Source organism: Streptomyces sp. (assembly GCF_019510245.1).
Lineage (GTDB): Bacteria > Actinomycetota > Actinomycetes > Streptomycetales > Streptomycetaceae > Streptomyces.
Genome location: NZ_JAEKKT010000099.1, coordinates 1 through 12,678, shown reverse-complemented (window position 1 = coordinate 12,678; position 12,678 = coordinate 1). Strand labels below are relative to the sequence as shown.

Annotated in this window: 9 protein-coding genes and 2 pseudogenes; 4 read left to right on the top strand and 7 right to left on the bottom strand. The window is 68.6% G+C overall.

What is annotated here, in order from left to right:
• Nucleotides 1–217 precede the first annotated feature (217 nt).
• Together JF597_RS05930 and JF597_RS05925 are read left to right on the top strand one after the other, a co-directional pair.
• Nucleotides 218–646 (top strand): DUF3761 domain-containing protein, encoded by a 429-nt coding sequence (locus JF597_RS05930; RefSeq protein ID WP_293990248.1) that lies wholly within the window; start codon nucleotides 218–220, stop codon nucleotides 644–646.
• Between the two features lie 367 nt (nucleotides 647–1,013).
• Nucleotides 1,014–1,361, top strand: coding sequence for a hypothetical protein (locus tag JF597_RS05925; protein WP_293990246.1), 348 nt, complete (start codon nucleotides 1,014–1,016; stop codon nucleotides 1,359–1,361).
• A gap of 282 nt (nucleotides 1,362–1,643) precedes the next feature.
• Here the strand turns inward: JF597_RS05925 and JF597_RS05920 are convergent, their stop codons facing one another.
• The 3 genes from JF597_RS05920 to JF597_RS05910 all read right to left on the bottom strand — a co-directional run bounded on the left by JF597_RS05920 (nucleotide 1,644) and on the right by JF597_RS05910 (nucleotide 4,033).
• Complete coding sequence (locus JF597_RS05920) at nucleotides 1,644–2,657, bottom strand: LuxR C-terminal-related transcriptional regulator (protein WP_293990244.1); 1,014 nt, start codon at nucleotides 2,655–2,657, stop codon at nucleotides 1,644–1,646.
• A gap of 84 nt (nucleotides 2,658–2,741) precedes the next feature.
• Nucleotides 2,742–3,206, bottom strand: a complete 465-nt coding sequence (locus JF597_RS05915) for a hypothetical protein (RefSeq protein WP_293990242.1) — start codon at nucleotides 3,204–3,206, stop codon at nucleotides 2,742–2,744.
• Nucleotides 3,203–4,033 (bottom strand): IS5 family transposase, encoded by an 831-nt coding sequence (locus tag JF597_RS05910; RefSeq protein ID WP_293990240.1) that lies wholly within the window; start codon nucleotides 4,031–4,033, stop codon nucleotides 3,203–3,205. Before JF597_RS05910 ends, JF597_RS05915 begins: the two co-directional genes overlap by 4 nt.
• 694 nt (nucleotides 4,034–4,727) lie before the next feature.
• Between JF597_RS05910 and JF597_RS05905 the strand changes: the two genes are divergently transcribed.
• Nucleotides 4,728–8,861, top strand: coding sequence for a carboxypeptidase regulatory-like domain-containing protein (locus tag JF597_RS05905; RefSeq protein WP_293990238.1), 4,134 nt, complete (start codon nucleotides 4,728–4,730; stop codon nucleotides 8,859–8,861).
• 401 nt (nucleotides 8,862–9,262) lie between these two features.
• Here the strand turns inward: JF597_RS05905 and JF597_RS05900 are convergent.
• Nucleotides 9,263–9,874: pseudogene (locus tag JF597_RS05900) on the bottom strand (IS5 family transposase); the annotation flags it as partial.
• A complete protein-coding gene (locus tag JF597_RS05895; RefSeq protein ID WP_293990236.1) occupies nucleotides 9,871–10,722 on the bottom strand; it encodes a methyltransferase domain-containing protein in 852 nt (283 codons plus the stop codon). The gene JF597_RS05895 and the pseudogene JF597_RS05900, both read right to left, overlap by 4 nt.
• 352 nt (nucleotides 10,723–11,074) lie before the next feature.
• Here JF597_RS05895 and JF597_RS05890 point away from each other — a divergent pair.
• Nucleotides 11,075–11,949 (top strand): annotated as a pseudogene (locus JF597_RS05890) (IS5 family transposase).
• 64 nt (nucleotides 11,950–12,013) lie between these two features.
• On the opposite strand, the gene JF597_RS05885 reads toward JF597_RS05890, so the two are convergent.
• Nucleotides 12,014–12,445 carry an ASCH domain-containing protein gene (locus JF597_RS05885; protein ID WP_293990209.1) on the bottom strand — a complete coding sequence of 144 codons (432 nt, stop codon included), beginning with the start codon at nucleotides 12,443–12,445 and terminating at the stop codon, nucleotides 12,014–12,016.
• A gap of 89 nt (nucleotides 12,446–12,534) precedes the next feature.
• Nucleotides 12,535–12,678, bottom strand: a 144-nt coding sequence (locus JF597_RS05880; RefSeq protein WP_293990250.1) for an integrase core domain-containing protein, incomplete at its 5' end; no start/stop codon positions are given.

Sequence of the window (12,678 nt, the reverse complement as noted above, 5' to 3'; positions counted from 1 at the left end):
GGCTCGGCTACCTCAGCCCGATCGAGTACGAGGAGAAGCACTACGCCGACCAGGCAGCGACCGAACAAGTGAACCTGAAACCACGTCAAACCGCCCTGACCGGCTAGTCAGCCGCCCCGCACAGCGGGGGAACCTCAGGTGCCTGTCATGGGGGGATCGTTGCGTGAGCCAGCATCAGCCCGGGCCGTGGGCCGTTCGTCCGCCCGAGCCTGTCCGCATGCCTGATATTCGCCCGCTGCACAAGGGCAAGCGTGTGTGGGTCGGTGGTTTCGCGCTGCTCGCGGTCGGTGCCGCGTTCGGTGGTGGCAGTTCCAGCGCGGCCAGTCCCGCGCCGCGCCCGACGGTCACCGTCACGGCTACCGCCACGAAGACCGCAGCGCCTTCCCCGGCGGTCACCGTGGCCAAGACGGCCAAGCCGGCGCCCGTGGCTACACACAAGCCAAGTTCCGGGTCCTCGGGCAGCGGCAGCGGCGGTTCGTCATCGGGGGGCTCGTCGAGTTCCGGCGGCACGGCTGATTCGGCAGGGGCTACCGCCTTGTGCAATGACGGCACCTACAGCTACGCCGCTCATCACCAGGGAGCGTGCTCCCATCACGGCGGTGTCGCCGTCTTCTACAGTAGCAGGCACGACGGCGTGGCTGCTTAGCCGACGCCGAGGCGGCCCCTTCGGCTCGCCAGTCCTCATGTGTGGTGCAGGCCGCAGCGCGGTCAGGTCGTGTGGGGAGGCCGGGGTGATCACGGCGAGAGCCGTGGGCCCTGCGTGAGGAAGGCAAGAGGGAAGAGGGATCACGGCTTTCGGGTTTCGTGTGGGTGTGCCGGAGATGAGTGTGCGGATCTCCACTCGGGGTGTACGCACCTCCGTGGGGCCTCGTGCAGCGCGGATCAGCATGGGCAGTGGTGGCACGCGGATCTCTTCGGGGGTGGGCGCGTTCTCTGCCTCCAGTTCCCTGGGCGGAGGGCGTCGCCGCACCAGTACGACCCGTTCGCGGGCTGTGGCCCCGTCGGCAGCGCAGTTGGAGCGTGCTCGCCGGCAGGCCGAGCGGGCCCAGCAGGAGACGGAGCGGGATGCGGCGATTGCCCAGCTGGAGGAGTTGCGGCGGCAGACGACCAGTGTCCATCTGCAGTCCTTCCCGCCCTTCCGGCCGCCGGTGGTGCCCGGGCCTCAGCAGTTGAGCCCGGCCTGGGCCCTGGCGGAGGCTCAGGCGCATCACCTGGCGGGTCTGGGCCTCTTCGCCCGCGCCGAGCGGGCCGCGGCCAAGCGCAGGGCCGAGGAAGACGCCCCTGCCTATCTGGCCGCCGAGGAGGCGCGCCTGCAGGCCGTCCACGGCGAGTTGACCGCGGAGGCCGGTCAGTGGTGGTAGGCCTTGGTCGCCAACGACGAGGAGACCGTGTGCGAGGCGGTCAACCACGCCTTCTGCGACGACACTGCCGCGGGCTGCGCGGTGGGAGTCGATGCAGATGTCCTGTCGGTGGTGATGCGGCAGCAGGACATCGACTCGCTGCCCGATCAGATGCCGGGAGTCGCCCCCGGTGGGCGCCCCACTCTCAAGACCCGCAGCAAGCGGGACCGTACTCTGTGGTGGCTTACCTCCGAACAGATGACTCAACACGGCGAAGCCCTTGGCCCGCCCCGGGAGCGCCGGTCACTCCTCCCGATCCTCGAACCAGCCGCGTTCCTGGGCCAGCAGGGCTATCTGGAAGCGGGTCCGTGCGCCCAGTTGTCTGCCCAGCTCACTGATATGCGTCTGTACGGTCCGGCGGCTGAGCCGCAGGGAGCGCGCGATGGCGTCGTCCTTCATTCCGGCGGACATCAGGCGAAGGATGTCCCGCGTCCGGCTGTGGAGGACGCCGTCCTGTCTTTCGGCGCTCACCGGGGGCGAAGCGGGTCGACCTTCCAGCGAGAGGGGCACCGCGCGCTCCCACACGCTCTCGAAGAGGGCGGTCAGTACTTCCAGCAGGGTCGAGGAGTGGACGACGAGCGAGCCCGCCTCAGGATCGTCCCTCCGCAGTGGCATGATCGCCGCCATGCCGTCGAAGATGACCAGCTTCATGGGCAGTCCGGGCAGAAGCCGCAGTTCCCCTTCCGCGGCGGCGCCCCCGAGGGCCGTCTCCAGGCATTCGTCGTCGGCGATTCCGTCGCTGTCGTACACGGACCGGAGCCGGACACCGGGGCGGACCGTGGCGCCGGCAGCGGTGGAGGCATCGGTGGGCGTGATCCGCGAGGTCACATACGGCGGCTTCGCGAAATGCAGCACCTCGTGCCGACTGCCTCTCAGAAGGTGCGCATAGCGGGCTCCGACTTGTTCGTTGCTCTCGACGACCTCGAAGAGATCCGAGGCGATCTGCTGGCCCGGGGCTGTGCGATACACCTCCTGGAGCTGTTCCGCGTACAACTCGGCCCTGGCCAACTCCTGTCGTTTGCGGGCCAGAAGGGCACCCAGCGAGGAGCGGGGCGGGCTGGCGCTCCAGCGCGAGGGCCGTTCCCCGACGTGTACGGCGAGGAGTTCGGCTTCCAGGGACCGCAGGACGGTCCGGGCCGTCGCGACCGGCAGTCCGATTCCCGCCGCGACCGCGTCCTCGTCCGCGCCCGGATGGCCGACCAGGAATTCCAGGGCCTGCCGGGCCGGAGCACCCAGGCCGGTGCCTGCCCACAGCACGTCTAAGAGTGCGGTTCGCGCCGTGATGCCCGATTCGCGATGAGGTCTGGGTGAGGTGCGCTGCTCGGTGGGGTGGGCTGGTGCTCAGGGGCGGGGCTGGGTGAACAAGCCGGTCTCGGGCTCGGTGAGGATGCCGCGGGTTACCAGGCGTTTCAGCTTGGACCGGATGCCCTCGGTGTTCTTCGGCAGGATCGGCAGGTCGAGGGCCTCGCAGATGTCGCGGGCCCGCATCGGACCGCCGGTGTCGGCGAGGACCGTGAGGATCTGCTGGTAGGCGGGGTGTTCCGGCACCTCGGCGCAGGGTGGATCGTCGACCGGTGCCGGTGCCGGTGCCGGTGCCGGTGCCGGTGCCGGTGTGGGGGCGGGTGTGGGGAGGCTGAGGAGGGTCTTGCGGGTGATCTGCAGATTCTCGCTCTCGGTGTCGAACTCGCGGAGTTGGGCGGTGAGTTCGGCGATCTGGTCTCGGAGCCGTCCGGCCTGCTCGGCGACTTCCTTTTCGCGGACCTCGACGTAGGCCAGTACGGCCTCGACCTGGGGGATCTCACTCACGCGCCCCTCCAGGAGGGGAGGGTGATGCCGGTGAGGCGGCGGACCATGACCGACGTCATCGCCCAAAACACCCGCGAGCGGGAGGAGGCGAGCCGGTGTTCGTAGTCACGCACGAGACGGCGGTAGAACATCAAGATCCCGTTCGTCTGTTCCACGATCCATCGCTTGGCCTGCGGGACGAAGCCCTTCTCGGCCGGGTTGCGCTCGACGATCTCGACATCGATGCCGAGAGTCTTGCCGTGGTCGACGACGCTCTTCTTGAAGCCCTGGTCGACCAGGGCCTTGCGCACCGTGTCGGTCTGCGCGGCCACGCCGTTCAGCAGGGCGATGCCGGCAGCGTTGTCGTGCGCGGACGCCGGCAGGGCGACGGCCTCGACGACGAGGCCCAACACGTCCACGGCCAGGCATCTCTTCCTGCCCGGCACCTTTTTCGAAGCGTCCTTGCCTGTCGTGTCGGCCGGGACGCCGACGGCCGCGTGGATGCTCTGGGTGTCCAGGACCACCAGACTCGGGTCGGCTAATCGCTTCCGGCTCTCGCGCAGCTGCCAGCGCAGGAGGTCGTGAACGGTCTGGTCGGTGCCGTCGTCACGCCAGGCGGCGAAGTAGTAGTACGTCGCACTCTTCGGCGGCAGATCGTGCGGCAGGTACTCCCACTGACAGCCGGTGCGGTTCTGGTAGAGGATCGTGTTGACGATCTCCCGCATCGCGTATTTGCCCTGATGGCCGGTGGCCGAGGGGTGCTCGGCCTTCCAGGCGCTGATCACGGGCTCGATCAACTTCCACTGCTCGTCGGTGAGATCACTCGGGTACGGATGGCGGCCACTCATTCCTCCACCCAAGCGAACCCCGAACGCCTGACCGGCAGAGATGCCCCAACGCCACCCCATCGAGCGACACCAAACCCGGCATTACAGTGCGAACCGCACTCTAAGGACGACACGTCCGACACGTCCATCAGCGACTCCTCGGAAGATCGGAACGAGGTTCACCGCGATGCTACGCAAGTGCGCAACTGCGCGGGCCCGCAGGCGGGGGATCTTGCCAGGTGTGACTGCCGAGGTCAGGATGATCACAGGTCACCGGCGCGGTGATCTCCGCTTTCACCTCATGTTCCGGCCCCCGACTCCCGTGGCCTCCGCAGGGTGCGCACAGCGAACCCCGGACGCCTGCAGCCGACCGAGAATCATCACCTTCCAGAAATGGCCCCCGCGCTTCTTCGAGCGGCGGGCCGAATTGGCGTGGGAATTTAATTTCCGACCCCGGGCCGGAGTTTCCGCTTTGCGCGGCATTGGACTTACGACATGTACATGTAACACGGATTTTATTGTCATTCGCGCCCCGAGGCATGCCAATTGATTGCGGTGAATGCGACGACCCGCATTCGCCGTCGACCGGGAACCGCGTACGAGTCGACCCATGCTGGGCAAAGTGGGGAGTAACGTTTTGCGCACCTCGCCAAGAACCCGTTCAGCCTTACGCGTCAGAGCCGCCGCCTGTCTGACCGTCCTGAGCGCTGCCGCGATGACGGTCGTGGGCATACAGATACCGGCCCACGCGACGGCACCGTCCACCATGTCGGCCTCGTCGGCCTCGTCGGCCACGTCGGCCACGTCGGCCACGTCGGGCAAGAAGAAAGCCGACCTCGACCCCTCCTGCTCCACCCCCAAGAAGGGCGAGGCCACCTGCTTCGCCCTGCGTCGGACCGACACCAAGGCCGTCAAGGGGCTGCTGGCCCCCTCCGTCGACCCCAGCGGCTACGGCGCCGCCGACCTGCGGAGCGCCTACAACCTTCCCGCCGACGGCGGAGCGGGCCAGACCATCGCCATCGTGGACGCCTATGACGATCCCAGCGCCGAGGCCGACCTGGCGGTCTACCGCGAGCAGTACGGGCTGTCCGCCTGCACCACGGCCAACGGCTGCTTCACCAAGGTCGACCAGCGCGGCGGTACCGACTACCCGGCACCCGACTCCGGATGGGCCGGCGAGATCTCCCTCGACCTGGACATGGTCTCCGCCGCCGCGCCGAACGCGCACATCCTGCTCGTCGAGGCGGACCAGCCGAGCTTCGAGGACCTCGGAGCGTCCGTCGACGAGGCGGTCGCGCTCGGCGCCAAGTACGTCTCCAACTCCTACGGCACCAACTACAGCAGCACGCCGGGCAGCGGAGAGGCCCCGGACGAGACGACGTACGACACCCACTACAACCACCCCGGTGTCGCCGTGGTCGCCTCCTCGGGCGACAGCGACTACGGGGTGGCCTACCCCGCCGTCTCCCCGTACGTGACATCCGTCGGCGGTACCTCACTGGTCCGGGACTCCGGCACCGCCCGCGGCTGGTCCGAGTCGGTCTGGAACCGCAACGGCCTCGGCCCGGGGTCCGGTTGCTCCCTCTACGAGCCCAAGCCGGCTTTCCAGACGGACACCGGATGCGACAAGCGCACCGTCGCCGACGTCTCCGCCGTGGCCGACCCGGCCACCGGTGTCGCGGTCTACCAGACCTACGGCGGTGGCGGCTGGCAGGTGTACGGGGGCACCAGCGCCGCCTCTCCGATCATCGCCGCCGTGTACGCGGACGCCGGGACCCCCGTCGCGGGTACGTACCCCAACTCCTATCCGTACGCCTCCGGGGCCGGCCTCAACGACGTGACCGCCGGAGACAACGGCACCTGCACTCCCGCGTATCTGTGCACCGCCGGTGCCGGCTACGACGGCCCCACCGGCCTGGGCACGCCCGACGGACTCGCGGCGTTCCGCAGCGGCCCGCACGGAAAGCTCTCCGGCACCGTCACCGACGCCGGCACCGGCAAGCCGGTCGCCGGAGCCACCGTCACCACCCAGGGCGGCGGCACCGCGCACACCGATGCCGACGGGGCCTACTCGCTCGTCCTGCCGGTCGGCAGCTACGACATCACCGTCGAAGCCTACGGCTACGCCACCGGCACCGCCTCCGGCGTTTCCCTCGCCGACGGCGACACCCTGACCAAGAACTTCGCCCTGACCCCGGTCCCCAGCCGGACCGTCTCCGGCAAGGTCACCGACGGCTCCGGCCACGGCTGGCCGCTCTACGCCAAGATCACGGCGGACGGCGTTCCCGGCGGCCCGGTGTGGACCGACCCCCTCACCGGTGCCTTCGACCTGAAGCTGCCCCAGGGCCACGACTACACCCTGCACGTGGACAGCGCCTACCCCGGCTACACGTCGCTCACCAGGAAGATCACCGTCGCGGACGCCGACCTGAGCCTGAACGCCGCGGTGCCGGTCGACCCCTGGGCGGCCGCCCAGCCCGCCGGTTACTCGGTGCGGGACGAAGGCACCACCGAGCCGTTCGACTCGACCGACTCCGCCCCGAAGGGCTGGAGTGTGGTCAACGCCGACGGGACGACCGGCGGCTGGGCCTTCGACGACCCGGGCTCGCGAGGCAACACCACCGGCGGCGACGGCGGGTTCGCCATCGTCGACAGCGACCACTACGGCGGCGGGGTGCACCAGGACACGCAACTGCTCAGCCCCGTGTACGACTTCACGGGCGAGCCCACTCCAGAGATCGCCTTCGCCGACGACTACTGGGCCATCGGGGGCCAGAGCGCGGACGTCGACGCGACCACCGACGGCGGCACCACCTGGACCACAATCTGGTCCGCCACCGGTACCACCTTCGGCGCGCAGAAAGTCGAACTCCCGCTGACCGACTACGCCGGCAAGGCATCGGTGCAGCTGCGCTTCCACTTCACCGGCTCGTTCGGCTGGTGGTGGAAGGTTGACAACGTTTTCATCGGCCAGCGCAAGGTCACGCCTGTCCCGGGAGGTCTGCTCACGGGCACGGTGACGGATGCCAACACCTCCGCCGGTCTGGTCGGCGCCACCGTGACGAGCAAGGACGACGACAAGCAGAGCACCGTGACCCTGGCCACCCCCGACGACCCGGCCCTGGGCGACGGCGTCTACGCTCTGTTCTCCTCCCTCGGCAGCCACGGCTTCACGGCGGCGAAGCCGCACTACACCGGGCTCGACAAGACAGTGAAGGTACGGGCCGACAGCGCGGTCGGCGCGGACTTCGCCCTCGGCGCCGGGCAGCTGACGCTGGACAAGACCTCGGTCACCGCGTCGGTCGGCTGGGGCGAGCAGACCACCAAGACCCTGACGGTCAAGAACACCGGCACGGCCGCCGCCACCGTCAAGCTGGGAGAACAGCCCGGCGGGTTCACCATCGCGTCCGCGGGCGGCGCCCCGCTGAAACTGGTCAGGGGCACGTACTCCCCGCTGTCGAGCAAGGCCACCGCGTCCGCCGCGGGCAGCACCCCGAAGGTGGTCCCGGGAGCCGCGGGTGACGCCTGGTCGGCGGCCGCCGACCTGCCGGTGAAGCTGATGGACAACGCCGTGGCCACCGACGACGGGAAGGTCTACTCCGCCTTCGGCTTCAACGGCAGCGCCGACACCAAGGACATGTACGTCCTCGACCCGATCGCCGGCACCTGGACCAAGCTGGCCGCCGCGGCGGACACCCGGGAGGATCCCGCCCACGGATTCATCGACGGCAGGTTCTACGCCGTCGGCGGGTGGGGACCTGGCGGCGACCCCGACTCCAAGCTGGAGATCTATGATCCGGGAAGCAACACCTGGACCACTGGCGCCTCCTCGCCCAAGCCCTACGCCGGCTCCGGCAACGCCGTGCTCGACGGGAAGCTCTACGTCGTGGGCGGCTGCGCGGCGGAATCCTGCGGCAGCAAGGATGTCACCGCCTACGATCCGGCCGACGACACCTGGTCCACGGTGGCCGACTACCCGGAGTCGATCTCCTGGAGTTCGTGCGCCGGCATCGGCGGCAAGCTCTACTGCGGCGGTGGTCTGAGCGGCACCAGCGAGGTCAAGCACTCCTACGTCTACGACCCCGCCACCAACGCCTGGTCACCGGTCGCCGACCTGCCCGTCACCCTCTGGGGCGCCGCGTACACCGCAGCCAACGGCCTGCTCGTCACGGGCGGTGGCGTCACCGGGAACAGCATCACCAACCAGGCCTTCGCCTTCGACCCGCAGGCCGGCACCTGGACCGCGCTCCCCAACGCCGACACCGCCACCTACCGCGGCGGAGGCGCGCTCGGTTTCTTCAAGGTCGGCGGCGGCGTCGCGCTGGCGACCCCCACCACGACGGTGGAGGTGCTGCCGGGCTACGACCAAGGGGAGTCGGGCGACGTCAGCTGGCTGAGCGAGAGCGAGCAGCAGCTCACCCTTCAGCCCGGTAAGAGTGCGAAGGTGACGATCACCCTGGACGCCTCCGTGGCCGAGGTGACCCAGCCGGGAGACTTCACCGCCAAGCTGTCCCTCAGTTCCGACACTCCGTACTCCCTGCCCAGGCTTCCGGTGCAGATGCAGGTCGCTCCGCCCGCCACCTGGGGCAAGATCACCGGAACGGTGCTGGGCGTCACGGGCGACGGCGGCACCGCGCCGATCGCCGGGGCCACCGTCCAGATCGACACCTGGGCCACGAGCTACACGCTGACGACCGACGCCCACGGTGGATACGCGCTGTGGCTCGACGTCCGCAACAACCCGCTCGAGGTCATCGTCGCCAAGGACGGCTTCCAGCCGACCGTCGCGACGGTGAAGATCAAGAAGAAGTCAACTGTCACCAAGAACTTCACCCTCAAGAGAAAGTAGAACAGGCCGAAAGCCAGGGTGGGCCGACCCGGAACGGGGTCGGCCCACCCTGGCTTTAGTGCTGCTCCGTAGAAGTTCGTGGGGGGCCGCGGGAAGGCGAGTCTGGCGCAAGTGGTGCTGCATGGACTCGGGCGGGTTCTTCGGCACGGACCCATCCTGCCGCCCCTGACCGGTCCCCGGCCGTGATCATTACTCATGGCCGAGGGCTCTGGGCGACGTGCGGCAGTGCCGGTGGTGCTGGACGAGGAGACGCGCGGTGCACTGCAGCGGATCGCCTCATCGGCGAAGGCACAGGGGAGGCAGGTCATGCGGGCCCAGATCGCGCTGGCCGCAGCGGGCGGGGCGGGAAACGCGGCGATCGCGCGCCGTCTGGCAGTGGGCGTGCGCGAGCAGCGTGTCCGTGTGGTTCGTGGCCTGCCCCGGCCGAGTCGCGGGACCCGGATGTCGCCCAACACGAGGGGCAGGACCTGCCCGCCATGGACTTGGCCTGGGGTAAATACGACGGCCAGCGGGCGGCCGTTGCCGTCCACAGCATGGTGGATCTTGGTTGTCAGACCGCCGCGGGATCGGCCAATTGCGCGGCCCACTGACTCACCTTCGGCCACAGTGGCTTTGCTCTCGCCGCGGCAAGTGGCAGCGTCGGTGCACTTCTCCGGCCGAACCGTGTTTGTGGCGTGCTGGTGGGCCCGGTTGATCGTCGAGTCGACCGAGACCGTCCAGTCGATCCCGCCGATCGAGTCCGCCTGAGTGGTCAGCTGGGCCAGAACCGTGTCCCAGGTGCCGTCCGCCGCCCATCCGCGATGGCGTTTCCACACCGTCTGCCAGGGCCCGAACGCCTCGCGCGGCTGATCTCTCCACGGGATCCCGGTGCCATATCGGTAGATGATCCCCTCGATGATGCGACGGTGATCGGCGAACGGACGCCCTGCCTTCCCCGTGTTGGAGGGGAGGCAGGGCGCCAGGCGTGCCCACTGCTCGTCGGTCAGCAGGCGGATGCGCCTGCTCGTGGTCACCGAGCCAGGTAGGCGGTGGCCAGCACGGAGACGGTGACCTGGTCGGGGAGCAGATGGTCATCGGTCAGGTTTGCACTGCTCACGTGGCGTGCGCTCGGCGTCATCCCTACCAGGTCGAGAGCGTTCTGCTGGGTCAGAGGCACGGTGAACTCGACGTGTTCGGTAACGGTGGCTTCGAAGGAGGGATCCAGAGCCCGGTGCAGGCGCTGTTCCTTCGCCGGGTCGATCGTGACCATCGCCGGCACCCGGCCGCGCAGCTCGGCCAGGTGACGGCCGGTCGGACGGGCCACGACCAGTCGGCCGGCCGGACGCAGTACTCGGTGGAACTCGGCCGGGTTGCGCGGGGCGAATACGTTCAGCACGACATCAGCCACTGCGTCGGCCAGCGGAAAGGGACGGAAGACGTCCCAGGCCGCCGCGGCGGCTCGTACGTGGGCACGGGCCGCCGAGCGCAGAGCGCGCACCGACGTGTCCAGCCCCAGACCACAGGCGCCGGGCAGTTGGTCGAGCAGGCCGGCCAGGTAGTGGCCGGTGCCGCACCCGACGTCCACCACCGTGGCCTGTTCAGGTGCGGAGTCGGCCGCCAGGCGGGCCACGACGTCACGGATGGGCGTGTACGTGCCGGTGGCCAGGAAACGGTCCCTGGCCTGGGCCATGGCCGCGTCGTCACCGCTGGTGGCACGGGTGCCGGTCAGCAGGGCGGCGTAGCCGTGACGGGCGACGTCGAAGGCGTGACCTGCCGGGCAGTGCAACGCACCCCGGTCGGGGTGTAGACGGTGTGTACGGCACGTCGGGCAGCGCAGCAGGTCGAGGAACCGTTCGAGGGCAGGGGGAAGCGACACGGGCACGAGGCACTCCTGGCAAGGGTGAAGGGAAGAGACTGTGCCTGTGCGCGCTCAGAACTCACTGCCACGGAAAGGAACGGGCAGCGGCCAAGGCGTGGTTCACGCGGCAGGCACACCAAGGAGGGCGACGCCGGACTGCGTCGCCCTCAACGTCTTCCGATCACAGGAAGCAGCAGTGCGGGGTGCTCATGAATGCCACGTCTTGAGTCTACGAGTTGGCGGTGTCCCTCATACCGCCTGAGTTGGGAGACACGGCCTAGGTGTGCTGTCCGGACAGCACACCTAGGGCCTGTTGCGAAAGTCGATCTAGGGTCTGTTGCGAAAGTGGATCATGGTCGTGAAATGATCACTTGCCGTGGGGCGTGGTGATCTGACGCATGGCCAGTGGGCGCGGCTTGAACCGTTGTTGCCGACGGGTAAGAAGCCAGGACGGCCACCGACGTGGACCCGTCGGCAGCTGATCGACGGCATACGGTGGCGGACCAGGACTGGTGCGCCGTGGCGGGATCTCTCCGAGCGGTACAGGCCGTGGGATCGGGCCTACGACCTCTTCCGGCGGTGGCAACGCGACGGCACGTGGAAGCGGATCTTCGAGCAACTGCAGGCCGAAGCCGATGTGAAGGGCCTGATCACGTGGGATGTCAGCGTGGGCTCCACGATCGCCCGCGCGCACCAGCACGCCGCCGGGGCTCGCAAAAGGGGGATCTGCAGAAGGAGCGTCCTGGTGGTGTCGACGCCGAGCCTGACGACCACGGCCTGAGACGCTCGCGCGGCGGACTGACCACCAAGCTGCACCTTGCGGTCGAGCAGGGACAGAAGCCTCTGTCCCTGCTCGTGACCGCCGGACAGAGGCACGACAGCCCGCAGTTCCAGCCCGTACTGGAGGGCATCCGGGTGCCCCGCATTGGCCCGGGCCGGCCCCGCACCAAGCCGGACAAGGTCCGTGCCGATAAGGCCTACGGCTCTCGAGCGAACCGCGCCTACCTACGCGGACGAGGTGTCGCGTGCACCATTCCGGAGAAGGCCGACCAAGTCCGCAACCGCAAGAAGCTCGGCTCCCGAGGCGGCCGACCGCCCAAGTTCGACACGGCCGACTACTAGGAGCGCCACGCGGTGGAATGCGGGATCAATCGGCTGAAGCGCCACCGAGCCGTCGCCACGCGATACGACAAGCTCGCCGTCCGTTACGAGGCAACCGTACTGGTCGCAGCCATCAACGAGTGGCTATGACCAGCAGCCGTACCGGCACTCACAGGGCCTGTCCGGTTGATCCTCCGGACTCCCATCGAGTCGGTCACGGACCACCCGAGTCGTCGGGCTCGACCACTCGGAAGCGTTCTGCAACGACAAGAGTGTCGTCATCAATGACCGGGGTGCGTCCCAGGTACTCGCTCACGCCATCGCTCCGGAAGAACTCTTCGTGCGCTGCCCGCCACTCCGCCACGTCGGAGTAGCCGCGTCCCTCTGCTCGTGCGAAGTCGTCGTCGATCTCCTTCATGGGAACGACGCGCACGTCGACGAGCTCGATCTTGACGGCCGGACGACCTTCGGAATCAAGCACCCAGAATCGCTGTCCGGTCACCGGTACTGCCTCGCCGGCGTGTTCGTAGATCTCCAGGAGACCCGTGAGTGCGGTCTTCTGGCCGCTCAGGATCGCCGCCACACCACGGTCACGTTCCGGACCCGGGAAGGCGAGTTCAAGAGTCGGAAGGTCGTCATGTCCCATCGAGCGAGGTTATGAAGCCCGGCCGCGTTGATCAAGGGCCACCGCTCCGCTCACCCCCGAACCCACGGCAAGCACTTTCACAACACGCCCTAGTTGTGTTGTTCGGAGAGGTTGGTGACGCGGCTGGCTGGTGGTTGGCCGCCGATCCCGGTGTGGGGTCGGTGGTAGTTGTACCAGTCCAGCCAGTCGGGAAACGCGGCCTGGCGTTCGGCGTTTGAGGTGTAGGGCCGCTG